We start from the raw sequence: 17,658 nt of genomic DNA, 5'->3' as shown, positions 1-17,658 counted from the left end.
GCAATCAATTCTTTAAATTATGAAAACAATTACAAACAAATTTAAAATCACGCTAGCTGCCGTTGGTTTGTTAGCAGTAGGTACTGTTAGTGCGCAAACAACAGGTGGTGACATTGCTGTTCAAGCAGCTACTACTTTGGGTAATGCTGGAGGTGTAGTAAAATTAATAGATAACAAAGGTACTATCAAATATTTACAAGCTGTTAACGGTTTAACTTCTTTTACTAACACTACGCCTTCAGGTGGGGTTGTTACCACTTGGCAATTAGGAGGTACTTTAACCAACAACACGTACATTACGGCTAGTGCTACAGGCGGTCCTAGTAATGGTCCTGCCGAGTTTGCTCTAAATGGCTTAGAATTAGTAACTGCAGGTACTGCTTCTACAAATGCAGTTGATCGTGGTGCTCATGATGATGGTGCAGGTGCAACTGGTTTTACCGTATTAATTAGAGATGAAGCTACTGGTGCTATCCAAAAAATCGAATTAGCTGATTTATTTCAAGTTACTGCAATAAGAAGAGAGGCTACTCCTCCAACTAACACTAATAATGGTACTACTGAAACTATAGCTGTTGCTGGTTTACCTCTTATTGATGCTTCTAATGAAGCTAAAATTTTTGTATTCAGAAATGGTGTAAAATTACGTTGGAGCACTGATTTCACTTCAACTGCAGCTGACGCTATTCAAATCAATATCTCTGCTGACTTACCTATTTATAATGGTGATGTTATTGAAGTTCACTATATTAATTAATTATATTAATGTATAAAAACATTAAACATATAAATTTATTTATACTAACTTTTGCATTGGTGCTACTAAGCTTTGGCGCCAATGCACAAGAGGTTAGGGTTATTGATAATAAAGGAACTATACAAACAGTTAACAATAATACTGTAACCACCTCTACAACAGCGCCAACTAACCCTGTTGAGAATGATGTTTGGTTCGATACAACCAATAGTCAAATAAAAATATATGATACTGTAAACGGTTGGAAATTAATTACTTCCACGCTTGCATCTCAAAATATTTATACTGCTGATGGAACGTTAACTGGAAACCGAACCCTAGACGGAGATGCGCACAACTTAGTTTTTGGCAACATTAATTTCTTTCAGTTATTTAGTAATTTTGATCTTCAAATAGCTACAATTGGTGGCAACATGCAATTATCAGCAGCCAGAACTATGCAAATTACTGCGCACGAAAATATTATCTTACAAAGCCCTACTGAGTTTAACAGTACTTTATTAGATGTAAATAATTTAGCTGGAACCTCTGGTCAAGTATTAACCTCTACAGTAACTGGAGTTCAATGGGCAAACAGCCAACAAAATACGGTTACAGTGTCGACCGATACAGACACTATTCAAAATGAACCAGACGGAACTTTTCCTGCTTCACCGATAGAAAACGATACATTTATCTATAGACCTACTAATGGTGAAAAGGTATACTATGTTTTTGATGGTACTGAGTGGAATATGATAGCTCCAACAAAAGCTGCTAGAGTATTTTATCCACCATCCATAGCTATTGATGCTTCAACTACAGGTACTAATTTTACAAAAAACCTATACCAAGAATATTCGGATCAATTTTCTTTAGCCGTACCTACTACTTCAGCATCAAGTACTGGAGCTCCTTCATCAATACCAACTTATGCTAGCAATCAATTATACTACTATGTTACTTATTATGATCCAACAATATTTAATAATGTAAGTATAGATGCTAACGGTAATATGACTTATGACATTATTAATACACCTACTGACGACAACACCATTATCAACGTGGTATTTGTAGTTAAATAACTCAAAAAAGACACCATATGAAGTGGTTACCAACAATATTATTTTTCTTTTTTGTAGGGTTAGCAAGTACTTCCTTTTCTCAATTATTAGGTGATTTTAGATCTTTTCAGGGAGGAAACTGGTCTGATCCAAATAGCTGGGAATATTATAATGGAACTTCATGGATTAGCCCTCCAGCCAATACCTATTACCCTGGGGATGGTAATGTAACTACAAATAATGTTTATATTATAGATAATCACACTATACGACTTAACACCAATATTAACAATTTAATTAACTCTATAACAATAGGTGATCAAAATGGTACAGCTACTAGTATTAGTACGCTTTTAGTAGGTGTAAATGGTAATAATACTTATTCCTTAAATACAAATCAAATTTCAATTTTATATGATGGACTAATGAAGTGGGACGGTAATAATACTCTTATCCTCCCTTCAGGTGCTTCAATTGGTATTGAAAAGACAAGTCCCTATAACCCAACAACGGTACTAGGTACTGATTATGGATTATATGAAGATGGTAATTGCTCTACCCCTATGGAAATAGTAATTGGCGGGGTATTATATTCTAATTGTAATGGTAAAGGGGGTAGCAAGCCACCATCTTTTGAAGACATAAACGACGGAGGAGGAAACTTATCAGTTTCACCAACATCTAACACACCTGTTTGTTTAGGAGGTACTGTAAATTTATCAGCAAATCCAGGAGGTACAGAGTCTGATTCTATTAGCAATTATACTTGGACTGTAACACCTCCTTCCAACACAACCTACACTCTTCCTTTAACTACAGATACCGCTTCAGATAACCCTACAGAAACAGGAACATACTTATACGAAGTAACAGCTACAGCTAACGGTACTACTGCTAGCAATACTGTTAGCGTAGAAGTTGTTTCTTGTAACAAGACTGTAATTACCAACCGTCGTATAACCTACAGAGTAAAAAAATAATGAAGTATAAGAAACACATATCGTTTATTTTTCTCTTGAGTAATGTTATTGTTTTTGCTCAAAACGCATTTTTCAACACAGGAAATGTACAACTACACGATGGTGCTCAAATAGGTTTTCATACCGACGTAGTAAACGAAGGTACTTTAGACAATTATACTGGTTTTGCTGGTTTTTATGCTGATACCGAAATTAGAACCATTTCAGGAACTAACAAAGTTACTTTTTTTAATGTTGAAGTTGATGCGCTACAAAATCTAGAATTATATAACTCTCTTGGTGTACGTAATCAACTAGACTTTATTAATGGACAAATAATTACGCCTAGAAATAATACTAATATCACACTCGATTTTATCGATTATGATTTCTACGCAGGAGAAGACGATGAGCGACATGTAAATGGATACACCTCTTTAAAACAAGGAAATAAAAACACCGCAGATTTTACCTTTCCTGTTGGAGATGGCGCTATGTTACGTCCGATGACTATTCCAAATGCCAACAGATATTACACATTTAAAGGAGCTTACTTTTATGAAGATCCAAACTTTCCATCAACATTTACAGCTAATTTTTTAACTGATCAAAAACAAGCGATCATTGAAAATATTAATCAAACAGAGTTTTGGGACTTAGACGGTAGAAATGAGACTAAAATTACTTTAACCTGGAATTCTCGTAGTGATATTTCAGCCTTAGCTAATACTATTTCGCAACTTATTGTTGTCGCTTGGAGTAAGACCGAAAACCAATGGGTTAACTTAGATGTACTGAATGTTACAGGGAATTTATCAGAAGGTACAATTACCTCTGCTGCCTTTGTTCCTGATAAGTATGAGGCAATTACTATTGGTTCTTTGATGAGTGACGAAATAAAAGACAACAACAATAATATTCTAATATCTCCTAATGGCGATAATCTAAACGATTTCTTAGTTTTTGATGAAGTTGAAGAATACGCTCACAATAAATTAGTTATTTACAATCGTTGGGGAACTATTGTTTACCAAACTGAAGACTATAAAAACAACTGGGACGGTACTTCTAACGGAAGATCAACTATTAACAGAGACGATAAACTTCCTGCTGCTACTTACTTTTACTACCTAGAATTAGGTGACGAACCAAACGCGTATCAGAAACTAAAAAAAGGTTGGGTATACATTAACCGATAATTATTTTACTAGCTCTTTTTTTGGGGTAGTAGGATTGTAACCAAAATCTGCATCTGGTAATTCTATCCCTAACTGATTTATGATAAAACCTATACTAGCAAAATGATGTATTGCATGACTATGTGCTTGTATTAAGGCACTACCCAAAGTATAATTTGCTGTTACTTTTCCTGTACCTAAATCATCTGTAACAGAAATAATTGTATCAAAATCTTCTGCTTCTAAACAATATAATTGCTCAATAACTTCATTAAAATATGCTATTCCAGACTCAGTTTTTTGCTCTGCTAATTGATTACGCTCTCTATCAGAAAAGTCAACACACTTTTTATTCAATCCATTAAAAATACAGGCAAAAACATCTAGAATATGCCTCATATTTGCTCCTATACTCGAATAATAAGGTGGAATTGATGTGTCACTGTATTCTTCATCACTAATCGCTTTTAATAGTTTAATTCCTCTTTGTAAGTTTTTATCAATAGCTGCTATCATTCGTAAGTATAAGTTTTCAAGTAAGTCGTATAAATATAGAACTTTTTACTTGGAGAAATAAATTATTTTTTCAACCCAAAATAAAACACTGAAAACCAAAAACATAAACTAAATCAAAGAATTAAAGTTCAACTTAAAATTAATCTTAAAGTATTTTTTGGCACGCTCTTTGAAAATTATACATCAACTGCGGAAGCCGAAAAGCATATAGAGTAAGCATAACCCTAAAATTAGCAATTATGAGAACAGGGATACTATTATTATTAGCAATGATGTCATTAACAACTGTAAATGCCGACAACATTGAAAAATCAACTAGCAAAATTGGGGTTACAAACCGTTATAATGACGCTGTTGCCTTTGTAGAAAGAGGAATTCAATTTCACGTATTTTTAAACGGAGATTTCGACTTCAATACCCACTACGATAGATACTCAGATTATGGCGTTCGTATTAAACGTGATAGAAGAGGTCGTGTTAGAAGTGTAGGAAACGTTTATATAAACTACGATGCCAGAGGAAATGTAAAAAGAATTGGTAGTGTATTTATGAGGTATAAGTTTGGAAACTTATTTAAAGTAGGAAACTTACATATTCAATACGATAGATGGGGTAATCCTAGGTTCAGAGGATTTGTAAAACCAGGACATCGCCATCACCATGATGATGATCACTACTATTACGATGATGGATTTGATGTAAATATCGATATAAACATAGGTGATATTTTTGATTATGATGACGTTTATTTTTACAGAAAAGATTTTGGAAGAAACTATCGTCAATTTAGAGAAGATAATAACTTTTACTACTACAGAGCGTTACCAAATGCTAAAATTGGAAAGCGTAGTAAAATTATAAAAAGACGTAAACACAAAGCTTTCAAAAACAAAAAATATAAAAACAAATACAGAAAAGGGAAACCTGAACAAAAAGGTAAATCAAGAAGAAACCATGATTAAACAAAAAATCCCTCATCAAATTTGATGAGGGATTTTTTTATTCTATAATTAAATAATTATTTCGCTACGTTTACTGCTCTTGTCTCTCTAATTACAGTAACTTTTACCTGTCCTGGATAGGTCATATCATTCTGAATTTTTTGAGAAATATTAAATGATAATTCAGCTGCTTTAGTATCGTTTACTTTAGCACTCTCTACCATAACTCTTAATTCACGTCCTGCTTGAATAGCATAAGCCTTTTGTACTCCATTAAATCCAAAAGCAATATCTTCTAAATCTTTTAAACGTTGAATATAAGAATCTAATACTTGACGACGTGCTCCTGGTCTTGCTCCTGAAATCGCATCACAAACTTGAACAATAGGAGCTATTAAACTCTTCATTTCAATTTCATCGTGGTGAGCTCCAATTGCATTACATACATCTGGTTTTTCACCATACTTTTCAGCCCATTGCATTCCTAATAATGCGTGTGGTAATTCACTTTCTGTTTCAGGTACTTTACCTATATCATGTAATAAACCTGCACGTTTAGCAGCTTTTGCATTTAGCCCCATTTCAGCAGCCATAATACCACAAAGGTTTGCTACTTCACGTGAGTGTTGTAATAAATTTTGACCGTAAGAAGAACGATACTTCATACGTCCAACTGTTTTAATCAGTTCAGGGTGTAAACCGTGAATTCCTAAATCAATTACAGTACGTTTACCTACTTCAATAATTTCTTGAGTAATTTGCTTTTCGGTCTTTTTTACAATCTCTTCAATTCTTGCTGGGTGAATTCTTCCGTCTGTTACTAATTTATGCATTGATAAACGAGCAATTTCACGACGAACAGGGTCGAAACACGATAAGATAATTGCTTCAGGTGTATCATCTACAATAATTTCAACTCCAGTTGCTGATTCTAAAGCACGTATGTTTCTTCCTTCTCTACCAATAATCCTACCTTTAACGTCATCCGACTCTAAGTTAAATACAGATACACAATTTTCTACAGCTTGCTCTACTCCTACCCTTTGAATAGTATTTAAAACTACCTTACGAGCTTCTTGTTGCGCTGTCATTTTTGCTTCTTCAATAGTATCTTGAATGAAAGACATAGCGTCAGATTTTGCTTCGTCTTTTAATGATGCTACTAATTCGGTTTTAGCCTCATCTGCAGATAGTCCAGAAATTTGCTCAAGCATATCTACATGGCGCTTGTGCATCTTTTCTAATTCTGATTCTTTCTTTTCTAAGAACTCTAATTTATAATCAAAATCAGCTTCTTTTTTTTCTAACTGTTTATTAAGTTTTTTGCTTTTATCTAACTCTGATGATACTTGACTTTCTTTATCTCTTACTCTTTTTTCTACATCAGAAACTTTCTTTTCTCTTGATAGGATTACTTTTTCATGCTCAGACTTAAGTTCTATAAACTTTTCTTTTGCTTGTAAAATCTTATCCTTCTTTATTGCTTCGGCTTCTACTTTAGCTTCTTTAAGTATGCTATTTGCCTCTTTCTTTGTTTCTTGTATTAATTTATTTGCATTAGATTTTTCTAACATTTTAGCAATAAAAAAACCTACTGCTACACCTATAATTCCTGCTAAAACAGGAAATAATATTCCCTCCATAATTTTGATTTGATTGTATAAAAAAAGCCTACATCAATAGGGTTTTAAAAACTCCAAAATAACAAGTTTAGGATTAACTGATTGATCAAGGATCCGAGGTAAAATCGGCTTGCTTTACTAACCACGACTCATCCTTTATAATTGAATAACGTTGAGTTTAACAAACAATGTACTAATGTAGGCAGTATATTAAATAATATATTTTAAAGAACGTTTTATAAATGATCTTCTAGCAAGTTAGTCAATTCATTTATCTTTTGCAATACTTCGGCTTTTTCTTTAGTATTTTTTAACGATACTATTTCTGCTTTTGACGCAAACTGTAAAGCACTCATTGCTAAAACATCTTGCTTATCAGCTACCGCATAACTTTGTTCAAAATTGGCTATCAATTCATTAATACTTTTTGCTGCCTTTCGTAACCCTTCCTCTTCATCGGTACTATTTACACTTAACGGATACGTTCTACCAGCAATTACTACATTAACTTTTATTTTTGCCATGCAAAGAACTTTGTATTATGTGTTCAAAAGAGTAATACATTTATCAATCTCTCGAACTAAAGCATTTATTTTGAGTTTTGTTTCTCTTGTATTTTCGTTACTGCCCTCAATAGTTTTTGCAACTTTAAGCAAATTAAATTGTTTTTGCTGTTCTTCTAATTGCCTCTCTTTTTCTTGTAATAAAACTTGTAACTCAGCGTTATTTTGAAGTAAAACTTTATTTTCTTCTTTCAAAAACTCATAGTTAGAAAGTAAGTTCTTTAACCTATCTTCCAGTAAATGAATTGCTTTTAAAGGGTTACTCATTTATTTTAGAGAATAAAACTATATTCACAAAGTTATTAATATAACTTATAATTAGCAACTCTTTTAGTGTTTTTTACCAAAACACTGATTCTAAGCCTTTAAGGTTTTTGTTAGAATTTTACTAGTTTTGCTTTAAAACTGTTGCATTTTGAAATTTTATTTTTCTGTTATTTTATTAGTCTTTTTTATTAGTAGTAATGCTCAAAATAAGTATCCACGAAATTACTTCTCAAACCCTTTAAAAATACCTGTAGTACTATCTGGTACCTTTGGAGAACTAAGAAGTAATCATTTTCATTCTGGTATAGACATTAAAACCCAAGGAAAAGAAGGTATTCCTATTTATGCTCCTGCAAATGGATATGTTTCTCGTATAAAAGTACAGCAATATGGCTTTGGGAAAGCGTTGTATATAACACACCCTAATGGTTACACTACCGTATATGCTCACTTAAAACGATTTGAACCAAGCATTCAACAATATGTAAAAAGCATCCAGTATAAGAAAGAAAAATATAGCACAGGAAACCTTTTTTTAAAACCCGATAAATTCCCAGTAAAAAAAGGGCAACTTGTTGGTTATACTGGGGATACTGGTAGCTCTGGAGGTCCTCATTTACATTACGAAATTAGAAACACGCAAACTGAACATATTATCAACCCTATGCATTTTGGTTTAACAGCTAAAGATGATAAAACACCTACTGTTCAAAAATTAATAGCATATCCATTAAGTGACGATGCAAGAATTAATAATTCTGCATTAGAATCTGTTATTTCTTTTAAAAATAACGGTAATGGTAATTATCTAGCTGAAAAAATTACTGCTAGTGGTACTATTGGTTTTGGTATTAGTGTATTTGATCGATTGAATGGAGCATTGAATAAAAATGGAATTTATAGTTTAGAAATGAAGGTTAATGGCAAGCGTATGTATTATCATGATGTTGAAACCTTTTCCTTTGCTGAAAGTAAATATATTAATCTATTAATAGACTATAAACACTACAAGAAATACAGAAATAGAGTACAAAGAACACATAAAGTAAAAGCAAACAGGCTCAGCTTGTATGAAGATTTAGTAAACAACGGAAAGATTCATATAGAAAACGGAGCTAATTACAATATTGAAATCATAGCTAAAGACTTTAAGCACAATACATCAAAAGTAAGAATACCAGTTAGAGGGACTTCTAGTAATTTAGTGTTTAGACAAAAAGACACTACTAATTACAAAATTACAGCAACTGATTTTAATAAGTTCCATCAAAAAAATGTAACTGTTGCTTTTCCTAAAAACACCTTTTATGAAGATTGTTTTATTGATTTTAAGGTTGAAAATGGTACTGCTAAGGTTCACGACCCTACAATTCCTTTAGATAAACGTTATACACTAACTTTTGAAACTTCTTTCTTAACAGAAGATCAAAAACAACATGTATATATCGCTAATGTTACTAATCCTAGGTATTCAAGATATACATCTACTAAAAAGAAAATTGACAAAGTATATACTACTACTAAACTTTTAGGTAGTTATGCCTTACGTTTTGACACTGAAAAACCAACAATTCAATTGTATAATTTTAGTAATAACCAATGGATTTCTAAAAACAAAACTCTTAAAGTTAAAATTGGTGATAAAGAAACTGGCATTAAAAATTACCGTGCTACTATTGATGGTGAATGGATTTTAATGGAATATAACCATAAAAAAAGAATACTTACGTACGATTTTAATGATAAAAAGTTGGTAGGTAGCAAACATATTTTTAAACTTGTAGTCTCTGATAATGTGGGTAATACTGAAACAGTTTCAGCAACATTTTTCAGAAAAGTAAACTAAACAAGCTTGAAAAAATTTATTCTTTTATTACTGTTCCCTTCACTAGTTTTTGCACAAAAAACAGCTACAGTAAAAGGAATCATTACCAATAAATTCAATACACCAATTGAAGGAGTTGCGATTTCTTATTTATCAAAAGGAACTACTACCGATGCTAACGGAATGTATCAATTTACCATTCCTATACGAAAAACAGTTACCGTTACATTTACACATGTTTCTTATAAAACTTTAGTGAAAAAATTCACCTCTAGAGGAAAAAGAAATTTTAACTTCTCTCCTACTTTACAAATTAAGAGTGAAGAATTAGAAGAAGTTATCGTTAAAAACCAACAAAAAGAAGCCCAAGGAATTACCAAAATAAAAACAAAAAAAGTAAAAAACATACTTGGTGCCAATGCTGGTGTTGAAAATATATTGATGACACTACCTGGAGTTAGTAATAACAATGAGTTGAGTACTCAGTATAATGTTCGTGGTGGTAACTTTGATGAAAATTTGGTATATGTTAATGGAATTGAAGTATATCGTCCATTCTTAATTCGTTCTGGTCAACAAGAAGGATTGAGTTTTACCAATCCTCATATGATTCAGAATATTAATTTTTCTGCGGGTGGATTTCAAGCTAAATACGGTGATAAGTTATCTTCTGTACTAGATATTACCTATAGAAAACCGACCAACTTTGGTGTTCAACTAGATTTAAGTTTGTTAGGAGGTAGTTTTACTATTGAAGACACTTTTGCTAATAATAAGCTAAGTGCAATTGTTGGTGTTCGTTATCGTGATAATAGCTTATTTGTAAACAGTAAACAAACTGAAATAAACTTTAGACCTCAATTTACAGATGTCCAATCATTTTTAAGCTACCAAGCAACTAGTAAACTTACATTAAATTTCTTAGGGAATTTTTCTCTTAACAACTATAATTACAAACCATTAACTCGCAAAACCCGATTTGGAACTTTAACGAATCCGCTAGAGTTAATTATTTTTTATCAAGGACAAGAAAAAGATCGTTTTCAAACCTTATTTGGAGCTTTTTCTGCTGACTATCAAGTTAACGACAATCTGGAACTTACTGGTACTGTTTCATCTTTTAACACACAAGAAGAAGAGTACTTTGATATTGCTGCTGCCTATGCAATAGGAGAAGTAAATAGTAATATTGGTTCTGAAGATTTTGGTGAAGTTGAATTTTCTCAAGGCATTGGTTCACAAATTAATCATGCACGTAACGACTTGGATGCTTTAATTAGCAATATTCAACTAAAAGCTACTTTAAAAGACGGTAACAATGAATGGAAAGCCGGTATTAAATACCAAAAAGAAAATATTAAAGATCGTATTCGTGAATGGGAAGTAATAGACTCTTTAGGTTTTTCTGTTCGTCCACCACACCACACCACAAATAATCAACCATACGAACCTTTTACAGGTCCTATTGAGCCTTACAGAAATGTGAGAGCAGAAAATGAAACAGACATTAACCGTATTACTAGTTTTTTACAATTTAGTAAAAAAGCAATGTGGAACGATCACCAAGTTTGGATGAATATTGGAGTTCGTTCTCATTATTGGTCTATAAAAACAGCTTCTACCAATAATTATTCTCAAACAATCTTTAGCCCTAGAGCGCAATTTGCTATAAAACCTGATTGGGAGAGCGATATGCTATTTAGAATATCTGGTGGATGGTATTCACAACCTCCTTTTTATAAAGAATTACGTGATTATGATGGTCAAGTACACCCCGAAGTAAAAGCACAAAAATCAATTCATTTAGTTGCTGGGAATGAATATAGTTTCAACTTATGGGAACGTCCATTTAAATTAGTTACTGAACTTTACTATAAAGACTTATCTAATGTAAATGCTTACTCTGTAGATAATGTCCGTATTCGTTATCGCGCAGATAATGTTACCGATGCCTATGCTTATGGTTTAGACATTCGCTTAAATGGTGAGTTTGTTCCGGGTAACGATAGTTGGGTGAGCTTTGGATATTTAAAAACTGAAGAAAATATTAACAATAGAGGTTACATTGCTAGACCAACCGATCAACGTTTAAAGTTTGGTGTGCTATTTCAAGATTATGTACCCAACTTACCCGATTTAAAAGCTTATTTAAACTTAGTTTACAATACAGGTTTACCAGGTGGAGCTCCTGCTTATTCAGATGTATATGAATTTCAAAACCGTTTAAACGATTATAAACGTGCTGATGTAGGAATTTCTTATGTTTTTTCAGATGCAAACAAACAACATAAAACAGGCTTCCTAAGAAGTTTTAAAGAGCTTACTGCTGGTTTAGAACTTTTTAACATTTTTGATATTCGTAACTCCAATACCAACACATGGGTACGTGATGCTTACAGTAAAAACCAATACGGTATCCCTAACTACATGACTGGAAGGGTGTTAAACTTTAAACTAGGAATGCAGTTTTAGTCTCCTCTACTCTTTTTAACGAAAAATTAGCGAAAAAACTTCCTTTAGCATTTTCTACACATAGTACTTTAGCTTGAAAATTTCAAAGGTGCTATGAAAAAACCTATCTGTTTTTTACACAAAGAGTTTAGCTGGCATCAATATTACGCAACAAAAAAATAATTAAAATGAAAAACCAAAAAATTGAAATTGAAAACTTATGGAACAGATTTAAAAACTGGATCACTTCAAAAGCTCCTCATTTATCAAAAGAACTTCAACCTTCAGTTCAACCAGAAGAAATAAAACAATTACAACAAACTATACAAACAGAATTACCTGAAGACTTTATAGCCTTTTTAAGTATACACAATGGTCAAAATAGAAATGCTGACGGTTTTATAGATGCTGAAGAGTTGCTTTCTTCTGACCGAATAATGGACGAATGGAAAATTTGGTATGATTTATATCAAAGTGGAGACTTTGATGATAGTGAAGCTGAACCTGATGAAGAAATTAAAAACTTTTGGTGGAACCCTAAATGGATACCAATTACCTATGATGGATCAGGAAATCATCTTTGTATAGACATGGACCCTACTGAAAATGGAACCAAAGGCCAAATAATAAGAATGTGGCATGACGACAGTGTAAGAGAGTTCATAGCTCCGTCTTTTAAGGTTTTTTTCGAAAATTACTGTATTAACCTTGAAAATGACATATATGCTTATTCAGACGAATGGGGAGGGATAATTAACAAAGAAGATATTTAAATCATTTTTTAATACGCTGTAAAAACTATAAATAATACACAACATTATGAATTACGAACAACACTTTAAACGTTCAACAGAAATTAGAAATGAGTATTGGCAACAAACAGGAACTCCTTTTTCTGATGTTATAGGAAGCATGATTAATCCTACTTTTTTAGGAGGACCTAAATGGCCATCTTTACGACAAGCCCACATAGGAATTAAAACGGAAGATGGTACCATTATAGCTACAGACGGTTTGAGTGACCCGTATGACGATTATGATACAAATACAGAAAATCAAGCTTATAATGGTATAGGTATAGAGCTTTATACCATTTGTGATAACAAATACGAAGATATTCAGCACATAATAGACTCTTGGGAGTTTAAAATTACTCGAAGAGCAAGCAACATTGCTGCTGCTAACCCTAATATTTCATATACTTTAAATGATTACACCTACATTTCAACAACTATTGATGGTAGTGGTTTACCAGAATGCTTTGTAAACGAAGATGAAGAAGCTGGTATATTATTAGGTTTAAAAAACAATAATATCAACAACTCATTAAAATTAAGCATTGAAGAAATAGTATTAGTTAACGTAACCCTTTTAACCCCAAAAGAGTTAACCTATATATTAGAAAATGGTGCTGAAGGAAGAAATAAAATAGCCGAGTTATTAACTAAGAAAAATTTTCATAAATTAACATCTCAAAGAGAATCTGTTATATAAACTAACTAAGTTAGTAGTAAATTTTAATAAAATGAATTGAGTTTTATTAATTATAGCTTTTAAAAGAAGTTGCTACATTTTGGCGATTCATTTTTATCACCATCTTAATTGTTTCAATCTTAGAACTCAAAATAGTTTCTCATAAACTTAAAATATGAAAACAACACCAAAACACGACGAAAGAATTGCAAACATGACTTTTGCTTCTGTTTATCCACACTATATTACGAAAGTTGAGAAAAAAGGTAGAACTAAAGAGGAATTACATCAAGTAATTGAATGGTTAACTGGTTTTGATAACGAAATGTTAAACAAATTAATTGATCAAAAAGTAACTTTTGAAACCTTCTTCAAAGAAGCCAACTTAAATTCAAACGCTCATTTAATTACAGGAGTTATTTGTGGTTATCGAATAGAAGAAATCGAGACTCCCTTAACAAAGCAAGTTCGTTATTTAGACAAGCTTGTAGATGAATTAGCTAAAGGTCGTAAAATGGAAAAAATTTTACGCTAATCACACTTAACTCTCATCTAGAAATTATATTCTATAAGTTTTAGAGACTTAAAAAGTCTCTAAAACTATTTAACCTCACTTATTTCCTGGCTATCTTATAAATTACTATAATTTCAATTATTATAGTAGGTATTAACAAGAACAAGCCTAAACTAGCCAAGACTACAGTAGACAATAAAACTCCTGTTATTATTTCTAAAACACCACATACTTGTACTAAAGTTCCTAACCTACTCTTTAGCTGTAATAAGCCAATACCAAAAATTATTTGAACGACTCCAAAAACAAGTAACTCTAGTATAAGAGACACTCCAACAGTCTCTTCACTAAAGTTTATTAAAAATATATCATAGAACTCAAATAGTACATATGCTATCATAAAGACATAAACTATTATCTCTAATAATTTATGAGCATAAATTTTAGCTACTCTTAAAAATCCCATAAAGAATAATACAAAAGCCACAGAAGAAATTACTTTAATACTAGTATATAGCAATCCATTAAAAATTGATTGATCCTTTGTAAACTGATATACATCAGCAATAGTTTCAACAAAACCAAAAACAAAATATATAACTCCAAAAATCCAAGCTAAGTTTAATTTCTTTTTATCTTGATTTGTAAGTACAACCTCGTTTGTAAATTCTTCTAAATTAATTGTTGCATCCAATGCTTCTAATATAGTTTTAATCGTAAAACTTCTTGGCATAGTTTCCCCTGCCTCTATACGTTGTATTGTACGAACATTAATATTACATTTTTCAACAAGCTCTTCTTGAGTTAATCCCTTTTGTTTTCTTAATTCAAGAATCTTTTTTCCTAAATCTGGTTGTTTCATGGTAAGTAAATTTTTATTTCTCATACAATATTACTTTTGATTCTAAATTTGATAAAACTATTTAATGGTTTTTAACCCGACTTTTACACGACATCTCTTTATTTACAATACTTTCAAGACGAATTCATTTTTTATAAAAAATAAAAACACCAGCAAAGATGATAAAAATTGAATACATTTGCTTTTGTTAATTTTCAACACATGAAACTAGTTTTTGCTACCAATAATCTAAATAAACTTGCTGAAGTACAAAAAATGCTACCTACCTCTATTGAGCTACTTTCTTTAAAAGATATCAACTGTTTTGATGATATTGAAGAGACTGCAACAACTTTAGAGGGAAACGCTATAATTAAAGCAAATTACATTACCGAAAAGTTTGGATACAATTGTTTTGCTGATGATACAGGTTTAGAAGTTGAAGCTTTAAATGGAGATCCAGGTGTATATTCAGCTCGCTATGCAGGTGAACCTGCTAATACAGAAAACAACATGCAAAAACTATTAACAGAATTAAATCATAAAATCAATAGAACTGCTCAGTTTAGGACTTCTATTTGTTTAAATTTAGACGAAAAACAATTTTTATTTGATGGAGTTTGTAAAGGAACCATTTTAACATCTAAACAAGGAGAAAAAGGTTTTGGATATGATCCTATTTTTCAGCCTGAAGGATACAATAAATCATTTGCAGAAATGACTTCGGAAGAAAAAAACAAAATAAGTCATAGAGGATTAGCGATTCAACAATTAGTAGCATTTTTAAAATCAATTAGCTAGTTGAATTTATCAAAAACATACACAGTTCACTTTTTACTTTTATCGGTTTTACTGATAGTTTTTTTACTACTAAACATTAGTTTTGGCTCCGTATCAATTCCTCTAAAAGAAATTTTCAACTCCTTATTTGGTAATCCTGTAGCAAAAGATAGTTGGGAAACTATTATTATAAATTACCGATTACCAAAAGCTATTACTGCTATTTTAGTAGGATCAGGTTTAGCTATAAGTGGATTGTTAATGCAAACATTATTTAGAAATCCGCTTGCTGGTCCTTTTGTGTTAGGAATATCTTCTGGTGCAAGCCTTGGTGTAGCATTGCTCATTTTAGGCTCTAGTGTTTTTGGAGGATTCTTTCTTGTAGCTATTTACTCTAACTGGGCATTAGCCATTGCTGCAAGTGCAGGATCTTTCTTAGTATTATCAGCGGTTATTATAGCTGCAAATAGAGTTCGTAATACGATGTCTATTTTAATTATTGGATTAATGTTTGGCTCGTTAACATCAGCAGTTATTAGTGTTTTAGCTTTTTTTAGTGAAGCTGAACAAATACAACAGTATTTATTTTGGAGTTTTGGAAGTTTAGGTAATCTAACTTGGGCTGAACTTTCTGTTTTTGGAATTATTTACCTAGTAGGAATTCTTGGAACATTTTCTGTTATTAAACCTCTAAACAGCTTTTTATTGGGAGAAAACTATGCAAAAAGTTTAGGAATCAATATCAAAAAAAGTAGAAATATCATTTTACTAATCACAAGTATTCTTACAGGGGTAATTACTGCTTTTTCAGGCCCTATTGCTTTTGTTGGACTAGCTGTTCCACATATTGCTAAAATGATTTTTTCTACATCAAACCATAAAGTTTTATTGCCTGCAGTTGCTTTAATTGGAGCAATTATTCTGTTAATTTGTGACAGTATAGCGCAATTACCTACAAGCGAATTCACCTTACCTATTAACGCAATAACATCATTATTTGGAGCACCTGTAGTTATTTGGCTATTAATTAGGAAGAAGAAAATATATGTATAAGAATATAAACAGTTAAACATCAAGCAACAACAAAAACATATCGTCTTACAAACAGAAAACCTTTCAATAGGTTACAAATCAAAAAAACAAGAAACTCTCATAGCTTCAAATATTGATTTAACTATTGAAAAAGGGAAATTTGTTGCTTTGTTAGGTAAAAATGGAATAGGAAAATCAACCTTGCTTCGTACTATTTCTAAAGTTCAAAAACCTTTAAAAGGTATTGTAAAAATCAAACAAAAAGAACTTTCATCTTACACTAATCAAGAATTATCTACCACACTAAGTTTAGTGTTAACAGAACGTTTACCTTTAAGTCAGTTAACTGTTTTTGAACTGGTTGCTTTAGGACGTCAACCCTACACCAACTGGATTGACAAACTCACACAAGATCACTTAAAAAAGATTCTCTGGGCAATTGAGCAAACAGAAATTACACATTTAAAAGACAAGCGGTTTTATGAATTAAGCGATGGTCAATTACAACGTGTACTTATTGCCCGTGCTTTAGCCCAAGATACAGAAATCATTATTTTAGATGAACCTACAGCACACCTAGATATACATCACACATTTAAAGTATTTTCTTTATTAAAAAAACTTGTAGAAAATACAGGTAAAACTATTATTATTTCTACTCACGAAGTAAATATAGCAATTCAACTAGCTGATGAATTCATATTACTTTCTGAAAAACAATTTTATACTGGCACCTCACAAGAATTAATTGCTAAAAATGCTTTTGATGAACTTTTTCCTAAAGAATTAATAAGTTTTAACAAAACATTAGAACAATTCGTTATCAAGAAAAATTAAATTTGAACGATTGTAACATTTTGTTACTTTTGAGACTAATCAAACTAAACAAACCT

General features: G+C 31.7%; 18 protein-coding genes and 1 other RNA gene. 13 read left to right on the top strand and 6 right to left on the bottom strand.

Annotation, left to right across the window (positions count from 1 at the left end; translation table 11 throughout):
• Positions 1–19 precede the first annotated feature (19 nt).
• The 4 genes from ACTPNM_RS07455 to ACTPNM_RS07440 are packed head-to-tail and all read left to right on the top strand — an operon-like array spanning position 20 to position 3,961.
• Positions 20–757, top strand: a complete 738-nt coding sequence (locus tag ACTPNM_RS07455; RefSeq protein WP_440121199.1) for a hypothetical protein — start codon at positions 20–22, stop codon at positions 755–757.
• Between the two features lie 8 nt (positions 758–765).
• Positions 766–1,824 carry a hypothetical protein gene (locus tag ACTPNM_RS07450; protein WP_440121198.1) on the top strand — a complete coding sequence of 353 codons (1,059 nt, stop codon included), beginning with the start codon at positions 766–768 and terminating at the stop codon, positions 1,822–1,824.
• Between the two features lie 17 nt (positions 1,825–1,841).
• Positions 1,842–2,783, top strand: coding sequence for a hypothetical protein (locus ACTPNM_RS07445; protein ID WP_440121197.1), 942 nt, complete (start codon positions 1,842–1,844; stop codon positions 2,781–2,783).
• The gene (locus tag ACTPNM_RS07440) at positions 2,783–3,961 is read left to right on the top strand and encodes a gliding motility-associated C-terminal domain-containing protein (RefSeq protein WP_440121196.1); all 1,179 of its coding nucleotides are present in this window, start codon (positions 2,783–2,785) and stop codon (positions 3,959–3,961) included. Before ACTPNM_RS07445 ends, ACTPNM_RS07440 begins: the two co-directional genes overlap by 1 nt.
• Here the strand turns inward: ACTPNM_RS07440 and ACTPNM_RS07435 are convergent, their stop codons facing one another.
• Positions 3,962–4,456 carry a DinB family protein gene (locus ACTPNM_RS07435; RefSeq protein WP_440121195.1) on the bottom strand — a complete coding sequence of 165 codons (495 nt, stop codon included), beginning with the start codon at positions 4,454–4,456 and terminating at the stop codon, positions 3,962–3,964.
• Positions 4,457–4,695: 239 nt separating this feature from the next.
• On the opposite strand from ACTPNM_RS07435, the gene ACTPNM_RS07430 reads away from it, so the two are divergent.
• On the top strand, positions 4,696–5,418 hold the full coding sequence (locus tag ACTPNM_RS07430; RefSeq protein ID WP_440121194.1) for a hypothetical protein: 723 nt from the start codon (positions 4,696–4,698) through the stop codon (positions 5,416–5,418).
• Between the two features lie 56 nt (positions 5,419–5,474).
• Here ACTPNM_RS07430 and rny read toward each other — a convergent pair whose 3' ends face one another.
• From rny to ACTPNM_RS07410, 4 genes are all read right to left on the bottom strand, one after another.
• Positions 5,475–7,040: a ribonuclease Y gene (rny, locus tag ACTPNM_RS07425; RefSeq protein WP_440121193.1), complete on the bottom strand. Its 1,566-nt coding sequence runs from the start codon at positions 7,038–7,040 to the stop codon at positions 5,475–5,477.
• A 48-nt stretch (positions 7,041–7,088) separates the two neighbouring features.
• A non-coding RNA gene (ssrS, locus tag ACTPNM_RS07420) (6S RNA) lies at positions 7,089–7,197 on the bottom strand.
• A gap of 58 nt (positions 7,198–7,255) precedes the next feature.
• Complete coding sequence (locus ACTPNM_RS07415) at positions 7,256–7,543, bottom strand: cell division protein ZapA (RefSeq protein WP_274640144.1); 288 nt, start codon at positions 7,541–7,543, stop codon at positions 7,256–7,258.
• Positions 7,544–7,558: 15 nt separating this feature from the next.
• Complete coding sequence (locus ACTPNM_RS07410; protein WP_274640145.1) at positions 7,559–7,849, bottom strand: hypothetical protein; 291 nt, start codon at positions 7,847–7,849, stop codon at positions 7,559–7,561.
• 148 nt (positions 7,850–7,997) lie between these two features.
• On the opposite strand from ACTPNM_RS07410, the gene ACTPNM_RS07405 reads away from it, so the two are divergent.
• The 5 genes from ACTPNM_RS07405 to ACTPNM_RS07385 all read left to right on the top strand — a co-directional run bounded on the left by ACTPNM_RS07405 (position 7,998) and on the right by ACTPNM_RS07385 (position 14,133).
• The gene (locus tag ACTPNM_RS07405; protein WP_440121192.1) at positions 7,998–9,695 is read left to right on the top strand and encodes a M23 family metallopeptidase; all 1,698 of its coding nucleotides are present in this window, start codon (positions 7,998–8,000) and stop codon (positions 9,693–9,695) included.
• Between the two features lie 6 nt (positions 9,696–9,701).
• Entirely contained in the window at positions 9,702–12,146 is a 2,445-nt protein-coding gene (locus ACTPNM_RS07400; protein ID WP_440121191.1) for a TonB-dependent receptor, read from the top strand.
• A 167-nt stretch (positions 12,147–12,313) separates the two neighbouring features.
• A complete protein-coding gene (locus ACTPNM_RS07395) occupies positions 12,314–12,898 on the top strand; it encodes an SMI1/KNR4 family protein (protein WP_440121190.1) in 585 nt (194 codons plus the stop codon).
• Between the two features lie 46 nt (positions 12,899–12,944).
• The gene (locus ACTPNM_RS07390) at positions 12,945–13,619 is read left to right on the top strand and encodes a hypothetical protein (RefSeq protein ID WP_440121189.1); all 675 of its coding nucleotides are present in this window, start codon (positions 12,945–12,947) and stop codon (positions 13,617–13,619) included.
• A gap of 154 nt (positions 13,620–13,773) precedes the next feature.
• Complete coding sequence (locus ACTPNM_RS07385; RefSeq protein ID WP_440067324.1) at positions 13,774–14,133, top strand: DUF2200 domain-containing protein; 360 nt, start codon at positions 13,774–13,776, stop codon at positions 14,131–14,133.
• 79 nt (positions 14,134–14,212) lie between these two features.
• Here ACTPNM_RS07385 and ACTPNM_RS07380 read toward each other — a convergent pair whose 3' ends face one another.
• A complete protein-coding gene (locus ACTPNM_RS07380; RefSeq protein ID WP_440121188.1) occupies positions 14,213–14,998 on the bottom strand; it encodes a helix-turn-helix domain-containing protein in 786 nt (261 codons plus the stop codon).
• A gap of 177 nt (positions 14,999–15,175) precedes the next feature.
• Between ACTPNM_RS07380 and ACTPNM_RS07375 the strand changes: the two genes are divergently transcribed.
• From ACTPNM_RS07375 to ACTPNM_RS07365, 3 genes are read left to right on the top strand one after another with little or no spacing between them, the layout of a single operon-like run.
• Positions 15,176–15,754: a non-canonical purine NTP diphosphatase gene (locus ACTPNM_RS07375; protein WP_440121187.1), complete on the top strand. Its 579-nt coding sequence runs from the start codon at positions 15,176–15,178 to the stop codon at positions 15,752–15,754.
• Positions 15,755–16,786, top strand: coding sequence for a FecCD family ABC transporter permease (locus ACTPNM_RS07370; protein WP_274640153.1), 1,032 nt, complete (start codon positions 15,755–15,757; stop codon positions 16,784–16,786).
• A gap of 18 nt (positions 16,787–16,804) precedes the next feature.
• Positions 16,805–17,602, top strand: a complete 798-nt coding sequence (locus ACTPNM_RS07365) for an ABC transporter ATP-binding protein (protein WP_440122825.1) — start codon at positions 16,805–16,807, stop codon at positions 17,600–17,602.
• Positions 17,603–17,658: the final 56 nt, after the last annotated feature.

Origin of the sequence: Tenacibaculum sp. Ill, from assembly GCF_051938915.1 — a bacterium.
In the GTDB taxonomy this organism is placed as follows: Bacteria; Bacteroidota; Bacteroidia; order Flavobacteriales; family Flavobacteriaceae; genus Polaribacter; species Polaribacter larymnensis.
The sequence above is the reverse complement of the archived record's forward strand: the minus strand, read 5'-3'. Positions and strand labels throughout refer to the sequence as shown.

Excerpts from the sequence above, each read along its gene's own strand:
- ACTPNM_RS07455 (WP_440121199.1), top strand. The coding sequence starts at position 20 with ATGAAAACAATTACAAACAAATTTAAAATCACGCTAGCTGCCGTTGGT.
- ACTPNM_RS07450 (WP_440121198.1), top strand. The coding sequence starts at position 766 with ATGTATAAAAACATTAAACATATAAATTTATTTATACTAACTTTTGCA.
- ACTPNM_RS07445 (WP_440121197.1), top strand. The coding sequence starts at position 1,842 with ATGAAGTGGTTACCAACAATATTATTTTTCTTTTTTGTAGGGTTAGCA.
- ACTPNM_RS07440 (WP_440121196.1), top strand. The coding sequence starts at position 2,783 with ATGAAGTATAAGAAACACATATCGTTTATTTTTCTCTTGAGTAATGTT.
- ACTPNM_RS07435 (WP_440121195.1), bottom strand. The coding sequence starts at position 4,456 with ATGATAGCAGCTATTGATAAAAACTTACAAAGAGGAATTAAACTATTA.
- ACTPNM_RS07430 (WP_440121194.1), top strand. The coding sequence starts at position 4,696 with ATGAGAACAGGGATACTATTATTATTAGCAATGATGTCATTAACAACT.
- rny (WP_440121193.1), bottom strand. The coding sequence starts at position 7,040 with ATGGAGGGAATATTATTTCCTGTTTTAGCAGGAATTATAGGTGTAGCA.
- ACTPNM_RS07415 (WP_274640144.1), bottom strand. The coding sequence starts at position 7,543 with ATGGCAAAAATAAAAGTTAATGTAGTAATTGCTGGTAGAACGTATCCG.
- ACTPNM_RS07410 (WP_274640145.1), bottom strand. The coding sequence starts at position 7,849 with ATGAGTAACCCTTTAAAAGCAATTCATTTACTGGAAGATAGGTTAAAG.
- ACTPNM_RS07395 (WP_440121190.1), top strand. The coding sequence starts at position 12,314 with ATGAAAAACCAAAAAATTGAAATTGAAAACTTATGGAACAGATTTAAA.
- ACTPNM_RS07390 (WP_440121189.1), top strand. The coding sequence starts at position 12,945 with ATGAATTACGAACAACACTTTAAACGTTCAACAGAAATTAGAAATGAG.
- ACTPNM_RS07385 (WP_440067324.1), top strand. The coding sequence starts at position 13,774 with ATGAAAACAACACCAAAACACGACGAAAGAATTGCAAACATGACTTTT.
- ACTPNM_RS07380 (WP_440121188.1), bottom strand. The coding sequence starts at position 14,998 with ATGAGAAATAAAAATTTACTTACCATGAAACAACCAGATTTAGGAAAA.
- ACTPNM_RS07375 (WP_440121187.1), top strand. The coding sequence starts at position 15,176 with ATGAAACTAGTTTTTGCTACCAATAATCTAAATAAACTTGCTGAAGTA.